This is a genomic window from Nocardia sp. CA-128927, from assembly GCF_050955855.1.
Lineage (GTDB): Bacteria > Actinomycetota > Actinomycetes > Mycobacteriales > Mycobacteriaceae > Nocardia.
Map to the genome: position 1 here is coordinate 39591 of NZ_CP192087.1, position 20110 is coordinate 59700.

20 protein-coding genes are annotated in these 20110 nt (G+C 67.1%); 9 read left to right on the forward strand and 11 right to left on the reverse strand.

Annotated elements, in window-relative coordinates; all coding sequences use genetic code 11:
- Window positions 1-31: 31 nt before the first annotated feature.
- A complete protein-coding gene (locus tag ACQPW1_RS00145) occupies window positions 32-742 on the reverse strand; it encodes a YoaK family protein (RefSeq protein WP_433660738.1) in 711 nt (236 codons plus the stop codon).
- Window positions 743-1068: 326 nt separating this feature from the next.
- On the opposite strand from ACQPW1_RS00145, the gene ACQPW1_RS00150 reads away from it, so the two are divergent.
- The 5 genes from ACQPW1_RS00150 (at window position 1069) to ACQPW1_RS00170 (ending at window position 5739) form a co-directional block, all read left to right on the forward strand.
- Entirely contained in the window at window positions 1069-1566 is a 498-nt protein-coding gene (locus tag ACQPW1_RS00150) for a pyridoxamine 5'-phosphate oxidase family protein (protein ID WP_433660739.1), read from the forward strand.
- 39 nt (window positions 1567-1605) lie between these two features.
- Window positions 1606-2535 carry an acyl-CoA dehydrogenase family protein gene (locus tag ACQPW1_RS00155; protein WP_433660740.1) on the forward strand — a complete coding sequence of 310 codons (930 nt, stop codon included), beginning with the start codon at window positions 1606-1608 and terminating at the stop codon, window positions 2533-2535.
- Window positions 2536-2992: 457 nt separating this feature from the next.
- Window positions 2993-3757, forward strand: a complete 765-nt coding sequence (locus tag ACQPW1_RS00160) for a VOC family protein (RefSeq protein ID WP_433660741.1) — start codon at window positions 2993-2995, stop codon at window positions 3755-3757.
- A 129-nt stretch (window positions 3758-3886) separates the two neighbouring features.
- Window positions 3887-4894, forward strand: coding sequence for an ATP-binding cassette domain-containing protein (locus tag ACQPW1_RS00165; protein ID WP_433660742.1), 1008 nt, complete (start codon window positions 3887-3889; stop codon window positions 4892-4894).
- Window positions 4891-5739, forward strand: a complete 849-nt coding sequence (locus ACQPW1_RS00170; RefSeq protein ID WP_433660743.1) for an ABC transporter permease — start codon at window positions 4891-4893, stop codon at window positions 5737-5739. The genes ACQPW1_RS00165 and ACQPW1_RS00170 overlap by 4 nt, the downstream gene beginning before the upstream one ends.
- A 10-nt stretch (window positions 5740-5749) precedes the next feature.
- Here the strand turns inward: ACQPW1_RS00170 and ACQPW1_RS00175 are convergent, their stop codons facing one another.
- Window positions 5750-5962: a hypothetical protein gene (locus ACQPW1_RS00175; protein WP_433660744.1), complete on the reverse strand. Its 213-nt coding sequence runs from the start codon at window positions 5960-5962 to the stop codon at window positions 5750-5752.
- A 255-nt stretch (window positions 5963-6217) separates the two neighbouring features.
- Between ACQPW1_RS00175 and ACQPW1_RS00180 the strand changes: the two genes are divergently transcribed.
- On the forward strand, window positions 6218-6745 hold the full coding sequence (locus ACQPW1_RS00180; protein WP_375907562.1) for a peptidylprolyl isomerase: 528 nt from the start codon (window positions 6218-6220) through the stop codon (window positions 6743-6745).
- A gap of 4 nt (window positions 6746-6749) precedes the next feature.
- On the forward strand, window positions 6750-7616 hold the full coding sequence (locus ACQPW1_RS00185; protein WP_433660745.1) for a rhomboid family intramembrane serine protease: 867 nt from the start codon (window positions 6750-6752) through the stop codon (window positions 7614-7616).
- A gap of 100 nt (window positions 7617-7716) precedes the next feature.
- On the opposite strand, the gene ACQPW1_RS00190 is transcribed toward ACQPW1_RS00185, so the two are convergent.
- Together ACQPW1_RS00190 and crgA are read right to left on the reverse strand one after the other, a co-directional pair.
- Window positions 7717-8214 carry a PH domain-containing protein gene (locus ACQPW1_RS00190; RefSeq protein ID WP_433660746.1) on the reverse strand — a complete coding sequence of 166 codons (498 nt, stop codon included), beginning with the start codon at window positions 8212-8214 and terminating at the stop codon, window positions 7717-7719.
- A 120-nt stretch (window positions 8215-8334) separates the two neighbouring features.
- A complete protein-coding gene (crgA, locus tag ACQPW1_RS00195; protein WP_357380114.1) occupies window positions 8335-8598 on the reverse strand; it encodes a cell division protein CrgA in 264 nt (87 codons plus the stop codon).
- 173 nt (window positions 8599-8771) lie between these two features.
- Here crgA and ACQPW1_RS00200 point away from each other — a divergent pair, with 173 nt between their 5' ends.
- Together ACQPW1_RS00200 and ACQPW1_RS00205 are read left to right on the forward strand one after the other, a co-directional pair.
- Entirely contained in the window at window positions 8772-9416 is a 645-nt protein-coding gene (locus tag ACQPW1_RS00200; RefSeq protein ID WP_433660747.1) for an aminodeoxychorismate/anthranilate synthase component II, read from the forward strand.
- Window positions 9417-9887: 471 nt separating this feature from the next.
- A complete protein-coding gene (locus tag ACQPW1_RS00205; RefSeq protein ID WP_433660748.1) occupies window positions 9888-11045 on the forward strand; it encodes a dihydrofolate reductase family protein in 1158 nt (385 codons plus the stop codon).
- A 152-nt stretch (window positions 11046-11197) separates the two neighbouring features.
- On the opposite strand, the gene ACQPW1_RS00210 is transcribed toward ACQPW1_RS00205, so the two are convergent.
- The 7 genes from ACQPW1_RS00210 to ACQPW1_RS00240 all read right to left on the reverse strand — a co-directional run bounded on the left by ACQPW1_RS00210 (window position 11198) and on the right by ACQPW1_RS00240 (window position 20069).
- Entirely contained in the window at window positions 11198-11506 is a 309-nt protein-coding gene (locus ACQPW1_RS00210) for a CBS domain-containing protein (protein WP_433660749.1), read from the reverse strand.
- Between the two features lie 169 nt (window positions 11507-11675).
- Window positions 11676-13580, reverse strand: coding sequence for a Stk1 family PASTA domain-containing Ser/Thr kinase (pknB, locus tag ACQPW1_RS00215; RefSeq protein ID WP_433660750.1), 1905 nt, complete (start codon window positions 13578-13580; stop codon window positions 11676-11678).
- Window positions 13577-15106, reverse strand: a complete 1530-nt coding sequence (locus ACQPW1_RS00220) for a protein kinase domain-containing protein (protein WP_433660751.1) — start codon at window positions 15104-15106, stop codon at window positions 13577-13579. The genes pknB and ACQPW1_RS00220 overlap by 4 nt, the downstream gene beginning before the upstream one ends.
- Before the next feature lie 31 nt (window positions 15107-15137).
- On the reverse strand, window positions 15138-16607 hold the full coding sequence (locus ACQPW1_RS00225; protein WP_433660752.1) for a peptidoglycan D,D-transpeptidase FtsI family protein: 1470 nt from the start codon (window positions 16605-16607) through the stop codon (window positions 15138-15140).
- Window positions 16604-18094 (reverse strand): FtsW/RodA/SpoVE family cell cycle protein, encoded by a 1491-nt coding sequence (locus ACQPW1_RS00230; protein WP_433660753.1) that lies wholly within the window; start codon window positions 18092-18094, stop codon window positions 16604-16606. Before ACQPW1_RS00230 ends, ACQPW1_RS00225 begins: the two co-directional genes overlap by 4 nt.
- Window positions 18094-19605, reverse strand: a complete 1512-nt coding sequence (locus ACQPW1_RS00235) for a PP2C family protein-serine/threonine phosphatase (protein ID WP_433660754.1) — start codon at window positions 19603-19605, stop codon at window positions 18094-18096. Before ACQPW1_RS00235 ends, ACQPW1_RS00230 begins: the two co-directional genes overlap by 1 nt.
- Window positions 19602-20069, reverse strand: a complete 468-nt coding sequence (locus ACQPW1_RS00240) for an FHA domain-containing protein FhaB/FipA (RefSeq protein WP_014980860.1) — start codon at window positions 20067-20069, stop codon at window positions 19602-19604. The genes ACQPW1_RS00235 and ACQPW1_RS00240 overlap by 4 nt, the downstream gene beginning before the upstream one ends.
- Window positions 20070-20110 lie beyond the last annotated feature (41 nt).

Consider the following 20110-nt stretch of genomic DNA (forward strand, 5'->3'; position numbering starts at 1 on the left):
GTAACCGGCGCGACCGACGAGTGCACGGGAGTCAGTCGCCGGAGAGCGGTCCGTGCCGATCGAGATGCAGGTAGGTGTAGCCGGTCACGATCAAGCAGACGACGGTGGCGGTGATGAGCATGGCCCAGCCGGCGACGAGCATGCTCAGCAGGCCACCGAGCAGGGCGCCGAGCGCGAAACTCAGGTAGAGCAGGAAGTAGCCGAGCCAGTCGGCGTAATCGCCACCGCTCATGTGGCGTTCGATGCCCTGGGCCAGCTTGACCAAGGTGCCGGTGACGTAGCTGAGCGGTACCGACACTTCACCGTCCTTCACGAACGAGGTGTTGAGCGCGCCGACGCCGAACGCGACGAACAGGATCGGCACGAAGTCGATGGAGGCGGTCTCGGGATTCTGGAACCGAATGATGTCGATGATCGAGGCCGTGGCGAGGCTGAAGGTGGTCAGCAGGGTCGGCCCGTGCGGATGCCCGGACCAGTAGCGCCTGCGGCACCAAGAGGCCACGACGACACCACCGACGAACGACCCGAGCAGGCCCGCCGCGGCGGCCGCGGTGTCGGTCTGATCGTGGAAGTGGCCGAGGATGGCGCGTTCGGTGTTGCCGGTCATGAACGTGACGAAGTAGCCAGCGGTATGCATGAATGCCGCGGCACCGATCAATCCGGCCAATGCGGCCAGCACCCAGGACAATCTGGCCTCGTTGTCGAAAAGTGCCCTTTTGCGTGCTTCGTCTGGTTTTGGCACAGGTCAGGCTCCTTTCGCAGCGGATGTGACTCTTCAGTGTTACCGCTCGCCGGCGGAACGCGCATGTGCAGCGCCGTGGGTTGCCGGACAGTCACCAATGCTGTGCCGGGCGACCCTCCGGCTGCCGATGTGAGCGGGATGTCGGTATCCGTGCGGTAACCGAGGGACTCGAAAGTGCCGTCTTCCGTGGTCAGCGCCGGTGACGCATGATGCTGTCAGTTACTAGAAGTAACCGGACGGACCGGCTGAGAAAAGAGGAGACGGATCGTGAGTGCGTCGGTATGCAGACAGGCCGTTGTGACGGGTAGCACGGAAGGAGCTGCGGCATGACCAAGGTCGCGTCGTTCGCCGACATCGAGACGGAATTCGACACCTACGTCGGGCGGATCGGCTACGCCACCATGGTGACGGTGGATCGGCAGCACCGTCCTCGGACCAGGGTGCTGATCCCGGTCTGGGAGAACGCCGACGGGCAGCCGCTCGGTTGGCTGGCCACCTACAAGACGCCGATCAAGGCGGCCCACATCGCCGCCAATCCCCATGTGAACTTCTCCTATTGGGCACCGGGCAACAACTCGGTGGCGGTCGACGCGACGGCCGAGTGGGTCGACGCGCCCGAGACCAGGCAGCGGGTTTGGCAGCTGTATCGGCAGACCAGCCCGCCGGGCGCCGGGTATGACCTCGGCCAGTTCTGGCGCGGGCCGCAGGACCCGAAACTGCAGATCCTGCGGCTGGACCCGTGGCGGATCCAGGTGATTCGCGGCACGGATCTGCGTAGCCGGATCTGGCAGGCCCAGCCGGGGGCCGCACGCGTCGCCGGGTGACGGAGGCCCGTCGGGTCGGATGCCGGTTACCGTGCAGGAGTGGACTCCGTGCTGGATTTCTTGCTGACCGAACCCCTCGCCGCGACCCCGCTCGACGACGTCGCCGCCGCCTGGACGCGACATCGGGTGGCCGCCAACCGATTCGGCAAACCGGTCGATGTCGCCATCGCCGGTGGATTCGGCGCCGACCGGCTCGGTTATGCGTTTCTGTCCGGATATCAGGAGGCGGTGCGCACGCTGATTCCCGATCTGCCCGCCGACGAGCTGGTTGCGTTGTGCGCGACCGAAGCGGGCGGCGGGCATCCGTCGGCGATCCACACCACGCTGACCGAAGAACTCGGCAGCTACCGGCTCAACGGCACCAAAACCTTTGCCACGCTGGGCATGCTGGCGCAGCGCCTGGTGGTGCTCGCCAGTGTGGGCACGGACGACACCGGCCGGAATCGGTTGCGCGCCACCACGGTCGACGTGCGCGAGGCCGGGGTGGCAGTGACGAAGCTGCCTACGACCCCGTTCGCGCCGGAGATCCCGCACGCCATGGTCACGCTGACAGATGTTGCGGCAGTGGTGTTGCCGGGCGACGGCTACCTGGATTACCTCAAGCCGTTCCGCACGATCGAGGACGTGCATGTGCTCGCGGCGGCGCTCGGTTGGCTGGTTCGGGTGGCGCGTGCGTCGGACTGGCCGCAGACGGTGCTGCAGAAACTGCTCACCGTGGTGGCTGCGGTACGCGGGCTGGATATCGATGCGCCGAGTTCGCCGGGCGTGCATATCGCGCTGGGTGGCACGTTCGAGTACGTCGCCCGGTTGCTGGCGGAGCTGGATTCCCTGTGGGCGTCGGTGGATTCGGTGACCAAGCAACGGTGGGAGCGGGATCGTCCGTTGCTCGCGATCGCCGGGCGGGTGCGCGATCAGCGGCTGGCTACGGCCTGGCGATCAGTGCTACCCGATACAGATCAGGCCGTCTGACCTGGTCCGGAAATGGGGAGCGGGCCTCGGCGAAGGGGGGGAGTTAGCCGAGGCCCGCGTAAGGTCGGCCCGGGGGGGAGGGGCCGACCTGAATGATCCTACGCGATGATCCGCGATTGTGTGCGCGTGGGGAGGGCCACTTTTCGAAGATTTTTTGGGTGGGCTTACTTTCTCCTAGTTCGAGGTCGTTTCGGGTAGGTTCGGCACCCCCGGGAGCCACTGTTCGACGGTGGCCTGTTGTTTGCCAAAACCACTGTTACGCAGGTCGATACCTAATCTTCGCCGGTTCGGACCTGGGGCGGCGATAGCGGTGAAAAACATGCCGACCGGTCGCTGTGTGGCGAGGATCGCTGTCGGATATGGCCGATTCGCGCCCAGCGGGCTCCACGGGAGGCCGCGTGTCGTCTTCGTCGGTATGTTCTCAAGGCCGAAACCTGTCGTACCCCGGTGCGAACATGTGTTCGTGTTCACCGGGGTCGTGGCCAACCGCATCTACCGAGCGATCAAGGCGCTCGGCCGCTTTCGCGTCGGCGCCCCCGCGCGTGAGTACCGCGCGACGGCGAATCGGGTAGTCCGCTACCCGCGACCCGGCGGGGTGCCGCGCGGGAGTATCGAACCGGTCGCACTTCGATCCGGCACCCCCGAGCACCGCCTGGATCGAGGTGCGACCTTTTGTCTATCTCGCGGCGGAAATTCGAGGCCGAAGTTGTGGGGTGGGCAGCGACCCCATAACTCTGTACATTGTAGAGAGAAAGCTTCGCCGAACACCCGCACAGAAGGAATCGAGCGATTGCGTATCAACGCCTGCACCCTGTCCCTGACTGTTGCCGACATCGCCGCCACCGAGCGGTTCCTCGTCGAACACTTCGGCTACACCGCGACAATCGCGGCCGACGGCTTCGTGTCGCTGACGCATCCGGAAGCGCCGCTGGGCATCGCGGTGCACGAGCTCGGCCTCATGGTGCTCCCTGAGGAGCAACGACACGTGCCCTCGCAAGGCATCTCGATCGCCTTCACCGTCGATGACGCCGCGCGCGAGGAGGCGCGACTACGGGACGCGGGTGTGCCCATCACGCTGCCGCTGACCGAACAGCCGTGGGGCGAGAGGCTCTTCCAGGTGACCGACCCCAACGGGGTGATCGTGCAGGTTCTGGAATGGACGACGCCCGGTGGTACCGAGCCGGCACTTTCCCAAGATCGAAATACCGAACAAATCGGATGAAATTGTCGATGGGTGGCGCAATACTGACTCGGGTATCGGCAATCGGTCCCGATCCAGCGAATTCGGTCGACACCAGATCAGTGGCGTCGTGCAAATACATCCCATGAAAACTCACGACTCAGGAGAATCATGCCCGACGCAATAGTCGCCGAGGGTCTGGTCAAACGATACGGCGATCTGGTCGCCCTCGACGGACTCGACCTCTCGGTCCCGGAGGGGACCGTCACCGCGCTGCTCGGACCCAACGGCGCAGGTAAGACCACCACGGTCCGGGTGCTCAGCACCCTGCTCATCCCGGACGAAGGCCGCGCGACCGTCGCGGGCATCGATGTGCTGCGCGATCCACGGACGCTGCGCTCCCGGATCGGCGCGTCCGGCCAGTACGCCGCGGTCGACGAATACCTCACCGGCTTCGAGAATTTGGAAATGGTCGGGCGGCTGTATCACATGGGTGTGCAGCGCAGTAAAGAGCGAGCCCGCGAACTGCTGGAGCGTTTCCGGCTCAGCGATGCCGCCGACCGCCCGGTGAAAACGTATTCCGGCGGTATGCGCAGACGGCTCGATCTGGCGGGCGCATTGGTGGCCAAACCGCCCGTGCTGTTCCTCGACGAGCCGACCACCGGCCTGGATCCACGGGCCCGGCTCGACCTGTGGGATGTCATCGAGGAGTTGGTGGCCGGTGGCACCACGCTGCTGCTCACCACCCAGCACATGGACGAGGCCGATCGACTGGCCGACGCGATCGCGGTGATCGACCACGGCAAGGTCATCGCCCGCGGCACCGCCGACGAACTCAAGACCATGGTCGGCGGCGACCGGATCGAGCTCACGGTGGACCATGCCGACAACCTCGAAACAGCGAAGCAGGCCCTGAAAGGCCTGGCCGACGGTGAGATTCACGTCGAGCCGGGGCTGCGCCGGATCATCGTCCCGGTATCGGACGGCTCGCAGGCGCTGGTTGCGGCGATCGGCAAGCTCGCCGAACACGACGTGAAAATCCATGACGTGGGTCTGCGGCGGCCCTCGCTCGACGATGTCTTCCTCACCCTCACCGGGCACGAGGCGGAGGAACTGGTCAACGACAACGGTCGCGGCGCGGCCGCCAAGCTCGAGGCAGCGGAAGGAAAGTCCCGATGACCACGACGGCTTCGGTAGTCGACCGGCCCTCGCTCGTCGACAAACTGTCGATGGTGGTCAGCGACAGCCTGACCATCGCGAAGCGGGGTGTCATCAAGATCAGGCGCGTGCCCGACGTGCTGATCTTCTCGACGCTCTCGCCGATCATGTTCGTGCTGCTGTTCGCCTACATCTTCGGTGCGGCGATCGACGTGCCCGGCGTCTCCGGTGGGTATCGAGAGTTCTTGATCGCGGGCATCTTCGCGCAGACCGTGGTGTTCGGTGCGTCGTTCACCGGTTCCGCGCTGGCGGAGGACATGCAGAAGGGCATCATCGATCGGTTCCGCTCGCTGCCGATGGCGCCGTCCGCCGTGCTGATCGGCCGGACCCTCAGCGACGTGGTGATCAATGTGGTCAGCCTGACGGTGATGTCGCTGACCGGCCTGGTGGTCGGCTGGCGGATTCGCGGGTCGTTCCTGGACGCGGTGCTGGCCTATGTGCTGCTGTTGCTGTTCGCCTACGCGGTGTCCTGGATCATGGCCTTCGTCGGCCTGCTGGTCCGCGCGCCGGAGGTGTTCAACAACGCCAGCTTCATCGTCGTCTTCCCGTTGACGTTCATCGGCAACACTTTCGTGCCGAGCGAGAAGCTGCCGACGGTGCTGCGGGTGATCGCCGAATGGAACCCGGTGTCCGCCCTCACCCAGGCAACCCGCGAACTGTTCGGCAACACCAGCGCTTTGGCCCCGGAGACCACCGCGTGGTCGCTGCAACATCCCGAAGTGACCACCCTGATCTGGGTAGTGGTGATCATGGTGATCTTCGTACCGCTCTCGGTCAGCCAGTACAAAAAGACCGTCAGCCGCTAGCCAGCGGTAGCTAGCGGCCGTTCTCCGCGTTTACTCCGGCCACCGGAGTCGGCGCAGAGCCGTTGCGGGAGTAGCCGATGCGCGGGGGCGCCGGGGCGGGCGCGGGGGGCTGCGGCCGCTTACTGCGAATCAGCAAGGCCACGGCACCCGCCAGCGCGACGGCGGCCGCGACAATGAGCCGGTTACGAGTACGTGCGGATACATGTAGGGGCCCCAAGGTCATTGGCCCATGCTGGCACAACCGGGCCGTTCATGCAGTAGCGGCAGCTCAGCGCCTCGCTCGGTGCCGCGTGTCCACTACCCATTCGCTCTGGTCGGGCAGGGGTGGGTGACATACCGCTCAGGCTCGACGCGGCGGCGACGGCTGTCGTTCATCCACGGGTAACTCGCCGACCGCATCGCCGAACTTGTCACCCGACACGGGCGGCAGCGGCCGGTGCGCTGAAGTTCCGGAGCGGCGGGACCGTAGCATTGCGGCGTGACCTCACCGAATCAGACCGCTGTGGCGACGCTCCACACGAATCGCGGCGACATCAAGATCTCGCTCTTCGGTAACCACGCGCCCAAGACGGTCCGTAACTTCATCGGCCTGGCCGACGGTTCGGCGCCGTACACCACCGCGAACGCGAGCGGCGGCAGCACCGGCCCGTTCTACGACGGCGCGGTGTTCCACCGGGTGATGGCCGGGTTCATGATTCAGGGCGGGGATCCCACCGGCACCGGGCGCGGCGGACCGGGCTACGAGTTCGGCGACGAATTCCACCCGGAGCTGCGCTTCGACCGCGGCTACCTGCTGGCGATGGCCAATGCTGGGCCCGCCACCAACGGGTCGCAGTTCTTCATCACCGTCGGCGCCCAGCCGCACCTCAACCGCAAGCACAGCATCTTCGGCGAGGTCGTCGATCCGGAGTCGCGCAAGGTCGTCGACGCGATCGCCACGACGGCCACCGACCGCAACGACCGCCCCCTGGAATCCGTAGAGATCACCAAGATCACGATCGAATGAGCTTATGACCGCCCAGCCGCCTGCGCCGACGTGCGTTCGCCATCCCCAACGTCCGACCGGCCTGGCGTGCACGCGCTGCGGACGGCCCGCCTGTCCTGAATGCCTGCGCCCCGCGGCGGTCGGCCAGCACTGTGTCGATTGTCTGCGGCAGGAGCAGCGCGATGCGGCACCGGTGCGCACCGTCGCGGGCGCGCCGGTCGCCAGGGCGTCCCTGCCATACGTGACCTACGCGCTGATCGCGATCAACGTCGCGGTCTTCGCGATCACCGCGGCACAGTCCAAGAGCCTGGTGGAGAACCGCACTTCGGCGCTGTTCCGGGACTGGGTGCTCTTTCCGCCGTTGGTCGCCGACGGCCAGTGGTTCCGGGTGATCGGTTCCGGTTTCCTGCACTACGGTCCGATCCACCTGCTGCTCAACATGTTCGCGCTGTATGTGATCGGCCGGGATACCGAGCTGGTGCTCGGGCGGCTGCGCTACCTCGCGGTCTACCTCGTGTCGATGCTCGGCGGCGCCGCGGCCGTCATGGTCTTCTCGCAGGACAGCGCGACGGCCGGTGCCTCGGGCGCGGTGTACGGCCTGTTCGGTGCGATCACCGTCATCCTGATCCGGCTGCGGCAGAACCCGAATCAGATGCTGATCCTGATCGGCATCAACGTGTTCATCAGCTTCTCGCTGCCGGGCATCTCGCTCTGGGGACACCTCGGCGGTCTGGCCGCGGGCACGCTCTCGACGCTGGGCATCCTGTTCTTGCCCGGCTGGCTGCGCGCGAACAAGCAAGAGACCGCACGCCTCATCGGCTGGATCGCCGTCGCGGTCGTCGCGCTGGTGGCAGTCGGGGTGATCGGCGCTACCGCTATGTCGCTGACCTGATTCGACATTCGCGGTGCGGCTTCACGTGAAACACGCCGAAGCCGCACCGCGGGATGTCAGTGAGCACAACCAGCCTGTGCATAACTTGCACAGCCGGGGGTCAGCGGGTGGTCTCGCCGGACAGTCGGAGGGTCTGCACGAGGGTGTCGTAGACGTCGTCGGGCCGCGTGCCCAGATCCCAGCGGCCGAAGATCAGCAGCCGTTCGGTGCCGTCGTGGTCGACGTCGATCTCCAGCATCGGCATCTTGCGACCGAGGCGGCGGTAGTCGACCACCCGGGCGCGGATGATCTGTTCGCGGGCGTATTCGTCGGCGCCGAGCAGGTTGCGCACGACCATCCGCGGGTCGGCGCCGGGCACCACCGTCAGCCGAGGTCGCTGCCGGAAACCCAGTCCGGCCAGCGCTAATAGGCCTACCGCAGCCAACCCGATGAGCAGGCGGCTGGCGGCCTCGTCGGCCAGGATCGCGGCCACGGCCAGGATGATGCCGCCACCGGTGACCGCGACGAGCGCGGGCGCCGGCGTGGTCCAGGCGAGGCGCGGGGTGGCCTCGCGCGGTTCGTGATCGGCCGCCTGGGGATCGGGAGAATCAGGTGTCACGCGTCACTTTCCCCAATCGGTCCTCGAGTTGTCCACAGGTTCATCCACAGGTGTGTATGAATGACACGTCTGTAACCCAGATATGGTGTCCGCGTTACCCGGAACAACCCAGATGTGGTGTTACCGCCACCTCATGGTCATGATCAGACCGACCACCATGAGGCCGAATCCGATGAGGAAGTTCCAGGCGTTCAGATCGCTCATCCAGCCGATGTGGTCCGCGGCGAGGTAGTACACGAGCAGCCACGCCAGTCCGGCGAGCATGAACCCGAGCATGATGGTGACGTACCAGACCGGCGACGGCCCGACCTTCACCTTCACCGGCGTCCGGCTGGCAGGGTTGATCGTGTAGTCGGTCTTCTTCCGGACCTTCGACTTGGGCATGACGTCCTCGTATTTCGGCGTGCAGGTCGGTACCGGCGGGGCAGGCGCGTGTGGGTTGTGCGGAGCTCGCTCGCCACAATGGACGAGGCTCAGGCGCCCTCCGGTGTGTCTCTAGGCTATCCCAACTGGTAATGGATGCGACGCCCCGCCGTGCGGGGACGTAATCTCGGACCATGCGTGTTCTCGTCGTCGACAATTACGACAGCTTCGTGTTCAACCTGGTCCAGTACCTCGGGCAGTTGGGTGTCGAGGCCGTGGTCTGGCGCAACGACGACCCGAACCTCGCCGATGTGGACGCCGTCGTGACCGAATTCGACGGCATCCTGATCAGCCCCGGCCCCGGCACACCCGATCGGGCGGGTGCCAGTATCGACCTGGTGCGCGCCTGCGCCGCACACAGCGTCCCGCTGCTTGGCGTGTGCCTCGGCCACCAGGCGATCGGCGCGGCCTTCGGTGCCACGGTGACTCGCGCACCCGAACTGTTGCACGGGAAGACCAGCTCGGTCTTCCACATCGGCGCCGGGGTGCTGGCGGGCCTGCCCGACCCGTTCACCGCGACGCGGTACCACTCGCTCACGGTTCTCGAGGACACTCTGCCCGAGGAGATCGAGGTGCTCGGCCGCACCGAGACCGGCATCGTGATGGCCATGCGGCACCGCACCCTGCCGATCCACGGCGTGCAGTTCCACCCCGAATCGGTGCTGACCCAGGGCGGCCATCGGATGCTGGCCAACTGGCTCGGCGTCTGCGGCGAGCGCCCGGCCGAGGGCCTGGTGCAGACACTGGAGGCGGAGGTCGCCGCGCTGGTGCTGCAGTGACCGCGCAAACCGAAGCGCACGGCGCGCTTCCGCGTACAGCGAAGCCGAGCGCCCGCGTGGTGGAGTCGTGAACGAGCGTGGGTCAGCGAACCACAGAAGCTCGCGAGCGCGGCGAGGTGAGCTGAGCGACTGCGCGGCGCAGCTGTGCGGTTTCGTGATCAGCGTGTTGTCGGCCAGGCGGCCGACGCAATGCCAAGTTGAGCGCCCAGTGAGCGGCGGGCGAAGTGTCGGCTTCAGCGGCGCGGCGGTAGCTCGCCCGCGGGTCCTGCTGCCGGTCGCGATGAGTGTCGCTGGGTCCATCGATGGCGCGAGTGTTCGACGACTGTGCGGCGCAGCTGTGCGGAACCCTGATCTGCGAGTTGTCGGCATGTTCGGCCCAGGTAGCGCGAAGTTGAGTGCCGCTGAACCGGACGCGTGGGTGCGCGTGGGTACCGAGCCGTCGACCCATAGCCATAGTGGAAGGGCGCGGCAATGAGTGCGGATAGCGGAGAAGCGTCGGCCCTCCAGGGCACGACCCGCCCGCATGTGCTCCTGTCGGTCGCGATGAGTGTCGACGGGTACATCGACGACGCGAGTGCGGAGCGGCTGCGGTTGTCGGACGCGGCGGATTTCGATCGGGTCGATCAGGTGCGCGCGGATTCCGACGCGATCTTGATCGGTGCCGAGACGTTGCGTCGGGACAATCCGCGGCTGCTGGTCGATAGTGCTGATCGCCGGGCCGCGCGGATCGCGGCGGGCAAGCCGGAGTTCCCGCTGAAGATCACCGTCACGGCAAGCGGTGAGCTGGATCCAGCGCTGCGGTTCTGGCATCACGGTGGCGACAAGCTCGTCTACACAACCGATGCGGGTGCGAAGCGGCTCGCCGACAGCTTGTCCGGCCTCGCCGAAGTCGTATCTCTCGGAACCGAACTCGACTTCGGCGTCCTGCTGGACGATCTGGGCCGCCGCGGCATCGCGCGTCTGATGGTCGAGGGCGGCACCCGCATCCACACCGCCTTCCTCGCCGCCGACCTCGCGGACGAGCTGCACCTGGCCGTCGCGCCCCTGCTCGTCGGTGACCCCGCAGCGCCCCGATTCCTCGACGCCGCAAGCTTTCCCGGCGCTCCGCACCGCCGCATGACACTGGCCGACGTCGCGAAGATCGGTGACATCGCGGTCCTGCGCTACCTTCCGAAGCCAGCAGACCAGGACATTCGGTTCATGCAGCGGGCAATCGAACTCGCGCGGCTGTGCCCGCCGAGCGAGACGGCGTTCTCCGTCGGCGCGGTGATCGTCGCCGACGGTGTGGAGATCGCCACCGGCTACTCACGCGAGACCGACGCGAAGGTGCACGCCGAGGAGTCCGCCCTGGACAAGCTCGACGCGAACGACCCACGACTGGCCCGGGCGACGATCTACACCACCCTCGAGCCGTGTTCGCAGCGCGGCACCGCGACCCGGCTGCCATGCACCGACCGGATCCTGCGGGCGGGGATTCCCCGGGTGGTCCTCGCCTGGCGTGAACCCACGACCTTCGTGACCAACTGCGTCGGCGTGGAGAAGCTACGGCAGCACGGTGTCGAGGTGGTCGAGCTGGCCGAGTTGGCGGCGGCCGCGATGGCGATGAACCGCCACCTCGATCTGACCTAGGGCCGACCGTAGGGCGCGGTCACGAACTCACCGAGCTGGTTGTCGTCGAGGTGCCGGGCCAGGTCGGCTCCCCCGCCTCTCCGCGTATTCAGGCCAGATCTAGGTTGTTGTGACGGTGACATCGGCGGTCGGCGGTTACGTTGTCGGCTTCGTTAGCCGGTACCCGGTGAGTTACCCATGTACGTGCGTCGATCAGGGGTTTCGAAGGCGTCGGCTTCGACCCAGCGCGGCGTCGACTCACCGAGCTCGGCGGCGCGCGTGGTGGCCGGGGAACGGCCCTGCGCAATGCATTTCACGACGATGTCGCGATCGGTGATGATCCCGCACATCCGGTCGTTGTCGTCGGCGATCACGAGCGACCCCACGCCGAGTTCGGCCATCACCCGGGCGGCCTTCCCGACGGTCTCGTCCTTCGAGATCCACTGCGCACCGGGTTTCATGATGTCCCTGGCGGTCGTCATCGGTCTGCTTATCCGCCTCTCCGAGTATTCAGGCCAGAGTTAGGTGACGGTGCAGTGGCGTTGGCGGCTGGCGGTGTTGGTGTGCAGGGGGTTAGCCCGTGCCCGGCGAGTTACCCATGTGCGTGCGAGATCAGTCGTCCGGTTCTCGTCGGCGAGCCGCCTGGCCCACTCAGGGCGGGCCGAGGACGCCCACGCCGACAGCCACGGTCCCGTTCTTCGGGATCGACCCGCTGGCGGACGGCTGCTGACTCAGGATCCGGCCGACACTGCTCGTGTCGAATGTGCCCTGCGGCGACTGGCTGATCTGGCTCTGCGTGCCCGTCCAACCCTCGGCCCGCAGCTTGTCCACCGCCTGCGCGACCGTGAGCCCGACCAGCGACGGCATCTTGATCTGGTCGCTGGACACCTGCACGGTGACCGTCGAGCCCTTCTCCGCATTCTGCCCGCCCGCGGGGCTGGTCGAGAGCACCTCGCCCTTGGGCCGGGCGGACGGCACCTCTTGGATCTGGATCTTGAATCCGGCGCTGTCCACCAGGTTCGGCTTGGCGACGTCGATGTCCTGGCCGATCACGTTCGGCACCCGGACCGCCTCCGGGCCGGTGCCGAGGGTGATGACGATGGACTTGTCGACGTCGACCCTGGAGCCCGCCGACGGGTCCTGCGCGATGACCTTGTCGGTGTCCTGCGTGCTGGACGGCTTCTTCTGCACCTGCGAATCCAGCTTCAGGTTGCCGTTGCGCAATGCCACTTCGGCCTCGGCCTGGCTCATCCCGTCGAGCTTGGGCACCTGCACCTGTGCCGGACCGGTGGACACCTGCACGGTGATGGTGCTGCCCTTGTCCTGCCGGGAACCGCCGAGCGGCGCGGTGGAGATGACATTGCCGGTCCCGACCTTGCTGTCCGGCTTCTGCTGGATGGCGACCTTGAAGCCGGCCGCCTGCAACGCGTTCGTCGCCTCCTGCGAGGTTTTGCCCGAAAGGTCGGGCACGGCAATCTGATCCGGCTTGCTGCCAGGTCCGATCAGCACCCAGAAAAGGGCGAGCAGCACGGCGACACCGGCGGCCGCGGCAATACCGATATAGAGCGTGCGGCGGGCGCCGCCGGGCTCGGTCGGTCCCTGCTCGGCGGTGTCGTCGTCGCGCTCGACGGTGCGGTAACTGCGCGGCGCGGGCTCGTTGGAGCCGAAGACGGTGGTGCGGTCCTCGTCGGTCATCACCATCGGGGCGATCGGCTTCTGCCCGCCGAGCACCCGGATCAGGTCGGCGCGCATCTCGGCCGCGCTCTGATAGCGGTTGGCCGGATTCTTGCTCATCGCCTTGAGAATCACCGAGTCGAGCTCGCGCGGCACGCCGGGATGCACATGCGACGGCAGCCGCGGATCCTCCCTGACGTGCTGGTAGGCCACCGCGACCGGCGAGTCACCGGTGAAAGGTGGCTCACCGGTGAGGATTTCGAACAGCACACAGCCGACGGAGTACACGTCGGACCTGGCGTCGACCGTCTCGCCACGTGCCTGCTCGGGCGAAAGGTATTGCGCGGTACCGATCACCGCGGCGGTCTGCGTCATCGGGTTGGCGGCGTCGGCGATCGCGCGGGCGATGCCGAAGTCCATCACCTTCACCGCGCCGGCTCGGTTGATCATGATGTTGGCCGGCTTCATGTCGCGGTGCACGATGCCAGCCTTGTGGCTGAAATCCAGTGCGGCACAGACATCCGCGACGACTTCCATGGCCCGGCGCGGTGGCAGCGGACCCTGGCCGCGCACGATATCGCGCAGCGTGTCGCCCTCGACGTACTCCATCACGATGTACGGCAGCGGGCCGTCGTCGACCTTGGCCTCGCCGGTGTCGTACACCGCGACGATGGCCGGATGATTCAGCGCGGCGGCGTTCTGCGCCTCGCGCTTGAATCTCAGATAGAAGGTGGGATCGCGGGCCAGGTCGGCCCGCAGCACCTTGATCGCCACGTCCCGGCTGAGCCGCAGATCCCGTGCCTTGTGCACCTCGGACATGCCGCCGAACCCGATGATCTCGCCCAGCTCATAGCGGGAGGAGAGATTCTTCGGGGTCGTCATTGTTGTCCTTGCGAAGAAGTGTTGGGCGCGCTCGGGGTTGCCGCGGGGTTCCGGGCACCGGGGTTGTTGTTCCCCGGAAATGGTATGTCGATCGTGGGGATTCGGGGCAGAGTGGTGGCCGGAGTCGTTGTCTTCGGAGTCGTTGTCTTCGGCGGCGTCGTTGTGGTGCTCGGCGGCGGCGTTGTCGTCGTCGGCTCCGGCGTTGTCGTCGTCGGCTGGGTAATTGTGGTCGGCTCGGTGGTTTCCACCGGCGGCGGAACAGGTTTGGTCGTCGGCGCGCTGGTGACCGGCGGCGGTGGCGGTTTGGGGGCGGGCGTGGACGAGGTGACCGGCGGGACCTTCGAATCGGGATTCGTGTCGCCGCCGAACATCAGGTACAGGACGGTGGCGAGCAGCAGCACCGCACCGGCGCCGAGCGCGGCCATCCACTTCTGAGTTGTGGTGAACCGCTTGCCATCAGCCCCGGCCACCTGGTTGCCACCGGTGCCGGAATTGAGCATCGTCGCAGGCGCACCGGAGCCGTTGGCATAGCCCGCGTTGCTGAGCGCGGCGCCCGCGGGCGCGGAGTAGTGCACCGTCGCGCCGTCGAAATCCGATGGCGTGGAAGGCAATGCGACGGTCGGTCCGGGCGGCAGCACCCGGGTGGCACCGGTCATCGATACCGAGGGGTTGGCCCCGGTCGGGGTCGGCGGCCTGCGACCGGCGCGCACCGCGGCGACCGCGTCGGCGAACTCGCCGCCGCGCGAGTAGCGGCCGTTCGGGTCCTTGCCCATGGTGATGTCGATCAGTTCGCGCACGTTCGGGGGCACATCACCCGGCATCGGCGGCGGCGTCTCCCGGACGTGCTTCATCGCGACGGTGATCGCGCCGTCGCCGCTGAACGGCCGCGTCCCGGCCAGCGCCTCGTAGCCGACCACGCCGAGTGAGTACACGTCGCTCGCCGCGGTGGCGTCCTCGCCGACCGCCTGCTCCGGCGCGATGTACTGCGCGGTGCCCATCACCATGCCGGTCTTGGTCACCGGTGAGGCGTCGACGGCCTTGGCGATGCCGAAGTCGGTGATCTTCACCTGACCGGTCGGCGTCACCAGGATGTTGCCCGGCTTCACGTCGCGGTGCACCACTCCGGCCCGATGCGCCACGTCCAGCGCCCGGCCGGTCTGCTCGAGCATGTCCAGACCCTGGCCGACGGACAGCCTGCCGAGCCGGTTCAGCACCGTGTTCAGCGGCTCACCCTGGACCAATTCCATGACCAGATAGGCGGTTTCGCTGCCCTGCGGGTCGGTGGTCTCGCCGTAGTCGTAGATCCCGGCGATCCCAGGGTGGTTCAGCTGGGCGGTGGTCCTGGCCTCGGTGCGGAACCGCTGCCGGAACGTCGGGTCGGTGGAGAACTCCGATTTGAGCACCTTGACGGCCACCCGGCGGTCCAGCCGGGTGTCCAGCGCCTCCCAGACCTGGCCCATACCGCCGGTCGCGATCAGGCGCTGCAGGCGGTAGCGGTCGGCGATCATCGCACCGTTGTTCAGCATCCCCGTACCTTCACTCGCACATCCATATCGTTCAGCCGCCTCGCAGACCGGCGTCCAAGACCGCACGTGCGATCGGCGCGGCCACCTTGCCGCCGGTCGCGCCCAGCGCCCGGTCGCCGCCGTTCTCCACGATCACCGCGATGGCGATCTTCGGATTCTGCGCGGGCGCGAAGGCGATGTACCAGGCGTGCGGAGGGGTATTGCGTGGATCGCTGCCGTGCTCGGCGGTGCCGGTCTTGGACGCGATCTGATAGCGGGCGGAGGACTGGCCACCGGTGGTGTTGTTCTCCGACGCGATCATCAGATTCGTCAGCGATGACGCTACCTGGGCATTGAACGCTTGGCCGAGCGAGACCGGCTTGGTCTTGGACAATTCACTGAGGTCGGGTCCCTGCAGTTGGTCGATCAGGTGTGGCTCCATCCGGACGCCACCGTTGGCGACGGTCGCCGCGATCACCGCGTTGTCCAGCGGAGTCAGCGCCACATCGCGCTGGCCGATGCTGCTCTGGGCCAGGGCGGCGTTGTCCGAGATCGTGCCGACCGTGCTCTCCGCGACCGGAATCGGGATGGAACGGTTCTCGCCGATGCCGAACGCGGCGGCCTGGTCCTTGAGTTTCGCGGCACCCACCTTGACACCGAGTTCGGCGAACGCGGTGTTGCAGGACAGGCGGAACGCGTCGGTCAGCGAGGCGGTCTGGCCCCCGCCGCAGGTGGAGCCGCCGTAGTTCTCCAGCGTGGTGCTGGTGCCCGGCAGCGTGATGTTCGGCGCGGCGGTGAACTGGTCGTCCGGTGTCGCGATGTTGTTCGCCAGCGCGGCCGCGGTGACCACCACCTTGAACGTGGAACCGGGCGGATAGGTCTGCGAGACGGCGCGATTCAGCATCGGCTGGCGTGGGTCCGCGTTCAGCTCGTCCCAGGTCTTGGTGCCGAGTGCGCCGTCGTGGCTGGACAGGTGGTTCGGGTCGTAGCTCGGCGTGGACACCATGGTGAGAATCCGGCCGGTGCTCGGCTCGATCGCGACCACCGAGCCGGTGAAGTTCTTGCTGGTCAGCTGGTCGTAGGCGACCTGCTGCATGGCCGGGTTGAGGGTGGTGATCACATTGCCGCCGCGCGGATCGCGGCCGGACACCATGTCGACGAGGCGCTGTCCGAACAGGTGGCTGTCGGAGCCGTTGAGCACCGAATCCTCGGCCCGCTCCAGTCCCGTCGTGCGGTACTGCATCGAGTAGAAGCCGGTGGCGGGCGCGTAGGCCTCGGGCGAGCTCGGGTAGGTGCGCAGGTACTTGTAGCGGTCTTCGGTTTCGACCGAGTTGGCCAGCACGGTGCCGCCCGCGGAGATCTGCCCACGTTGGCGGGAGTACTCGTCGAGCAGTACCCGGGAGTTGCGTGGGTCGGCGCGGTAGTCGTCCGCCTTGATCACCTGCACGTAGGTGGCGTTGAGCAGTAGCGCGACGATCATCAGCATCACGGCGATCGCGACCCGGCGTAGCGGAGTGTTCACGTTGCGGGCCCCGCTTCCGGTCGGCCCGCGTCGGGCTTGCGCAATAGTTCGGTGGTCATCTCCGCGATCGGTGCCGCGGGCACGGCCTTGCGCGCGGGCGCGGGCGCACGGGCCGCGTCCGAGACCTTGATCAGCAACGCCAGCAACGCGTAGTTGGCCAGCAGCGACGAACCACCGTAGGACATGAACGGCGTGGTGAGACCGGTCAGCGGAATCAACTTGGTGACACCGCCGACCACCACGAACAGCTGAATCGCGACGGTGAACGCCAACCCGGCCGCCAGCAGCTTGCCGAAGCTGTCGCGCACGGCGAGCGCGGTGCGCAGGCCGCGCACGATGAGCACCAGGAACAGCACCAGCACCGCGGTGAGCCCGATCAGGCCGAGTTCCTCACCGATGGTGGTGATGATGAAGTCGGTCTTGGCGAAGGGCACCTTGTTCGGGCGACCGCCGCCGAGGCCGGTACCGGCGAGACCGCCGGTGGCGAGGCCGAACAGCGACTGGGAGATCTGGTAGCCGGTGTTGTTGTAGTCGTCGAACGGGTGCAGCCAGGTCTGGGTGCGCACTTTGACGTGGCTGAAAGTCTGGTAGGCGAAGAAGAAGCCGAGGGTGAGCAGTGCGCCGCCGATGACCAGCCAGCCGACCCGCTCGGTGGCGATGTAGAGCATCACCAGCACCGTGCTGAAGATCAACAGCGAAGTGCCGAGGTCCTTTTCGAAGACGAGCACGCCGACGCAGACGATCCAGACCACCACGATCGGGCCCAGGTCGCGGCCGCGCGGAAACTCCATGCCGAGCAGGTGCCGCCCGGCGGCGGTGAACAGATCGCGCTTGGCCACCAGCACCGAGGCGAAGAAGATGATCAGCAGGATCTTCGCGAATTCCGCAGGCTGGATGCTGAATCCGGTGATCTTGATCCAGTTCTTCGAGCCGTTGATCTCGGAGAACCTGCTCGGCAGCGCCGCGGGCAGCGCCAGCGCGAGCAACCCGACCAGGCCGAGGGTGTAGCCGTAGCGAGCCAGCGTCCGGTAGTCACGCAGCACGATCAGCAGCACGATGAACACCACCATGCCGAGGGCGGTCCACAGGATCTGCTGGTTGGCGTCGGGGGAGGGCACCGGCAAGGCGTTGTAGGCCGCTTCCTGCTGATCGGCCAGATCGAGCCGATGGATCAGCACCAGTCCAAGACCGTTGAGCAGCGCGACAATGGGCAGCAGCAGCGGATCGGCGAACGGTGCGAACCGGCGCACCGCGAGATGCGCTACCCCGAACAAGGCAAGAAAGGCCAGCCCGTACTTGGCGATATCCCAGGTGACCGACTGCTCCTGACTGGCCTCGACCAGGAACAACGAGACCGTCGTGATCACCGTCGCACCCGCGAGCAGCAGCAGCTCGACATTGCGTCGGGTGCTCGGCGGTGGCGCGGGAGCGAAGCCGCCGGGAGGACTGGGAAAAGCCCCAGCGGACGGCGGTGCCGGCGCGGACATCAGTCCGTCACCCGGCAGTTCTCCCCCACGATCTGGGGGTTCGGCGACGCGGACGACGACGGAACCGGGGCTTCCGACTTCGTCGGCGTCTTGATCTCGGTGCCCCTGGCGTCACCGGTGCCCGGCGCGGGCGGCTCGGCGGTCGGGGCGGCGGCGGTGCTCGGCGCCGGTGGTGCGGGCGGGGCGGGCGGAGCCGGTTCGCTGGTCGGCGTCGGCAGCACACCGGGCTGTGGCACCGACGTCTTCGGCAGGCACGGCGGCAGCAGCTCACCCTGCGCGATGGAGCGCATCTGCTCCTTGGCGCGGTCCAGCGAGCCGGGCGGCAGGCCCTTGCCGACCTGTTCGCGACCGGTCTGCTTGAGATCGGTCACCTTGAGCTGCTTGCAGGACGACGGCATGTCGGCGCCGGGGTCGACCAGGGAGAGCTCCCCGGTCTTGGTGACGCAGCCGACCAGGTTCACGTCGTGGATCGAGTAGCCGAGCACCGAGCCGGGTAGCCCGCGCAGAATCACCACCGAGCCGTTGTCGGCCCCGACGTAGTAGTTGCTGCGAATCATCTTGTAGCCGACCAGCAGTCCGACACCGACCGCGACCACCAGCGCGAACGCCAGGACGATCCAGCGCAGCTTGCGCACCTTGCCCTTCGGCTCCGGCTCGGGAGTCGCGGCGGCCCGGCGCGGCGCGGCCCGCGGCGGCCGCATGGCTGCCGCGCGTCCGGCCGCGGTATTCGGCGGCGGCGTGTCCTCGTCTACCCCGGACGCGGCACCGGCCACGATCGGATGGCTCTGGCCGTAATCGAGATCGATGACATCGGCGACGACGACCGTGACGTTGTCCGGTCCGCCGCTGCGCAACGCGAGCTCGATGAGCCGGTCCGCGCATTCGTCGGTGCTGCCCTCGCGCATGGTGTTCGCGATGGTCTCATCGCTCACCACATCGGAGAGGCCGTCCGAGCACAGCAGATAGCGGTCCCCGGCGCGCGCCTCCCGCATGATCAGCGTCGGCTCGATCTCGTTGCCGGTGAGCGCGCGCATGATCAGCGAGCGCTGCGGGTGCGTGTGCGCCTGCTCGGGCGTGATCCGGCCCTCGTCCACCAGTGACTGGACGAACGTGTCGTCCCTGGTGATCTGGGCCAGTTCGCCGCCGCGCAGCATGTAGGCGCGGGAGTCGCCGATATGCACCAGGCCGAGTTTCTTGCCCGCGAACAGGATCGCGGTGAGCGTGGTGCCCATCCCGTCGAGTTCGGGCTCCTCCTCGACCTGATCGGCGATGGCGGCGTTGCCCTCTCGGGTCGCCGAATCGAGTTTGCCGAGCAGATCATCGCCCGGCTCGTCATCGTCGAGGTGGGCCAGGGCGGCGATCATCAACTGCGACGCCACCTCGCCCGCAGCATGGCCACCCATGCCGTCGGCGAGCGCTAGTAACCGCGCGCCCGCGTAGACAGAGTCTTCGTTGTTGCCTCGGACGAGTCCGCGGTCGCTACGCGCTGCGTAGCGGAGAACGAGAGTCACGATCGCAGCTCGATCACTGTTTTGCCGACACGGACAGGAGTGCCGAGCGGAACCCGCACGGCAGTGGTGACTTTCGCGCGATCGAGGTAGGTGCCGTTCGTCGAGCCGAGGTCTTCGACGTACCAATCATCGCCACGCGGGGACAGTCGCGCATGTCTGGTCGAGGCGTAATCATCGGTGAGCACCAGCGTGGAGTCGTCCGCACGCCCGATCAGCACCGGTTGGGTGCCTAGCGAGATGCGGGTGCCGGCGAGTGAACCTTGAGTCACCACAAGAAATTTGGCGCCCTTCTGGCCCCGGCTGAAGGAGGGCAGCACCGCGGAACCGCGTGCGGCCCTGGGCTGTATCCGTATGCCGGATGCCGCGTAGATGTCGCTGCGCAAGGTGCGCAGCACCGCCCACACGAACAACCACAACAGCAGCAGGAACCCCGCACGGGTCAGTTGCAGTATCAGTCCCTGCACGGCGTTCCACCTCCTGTTCGACCGTGTATGTCGGTGCCGTA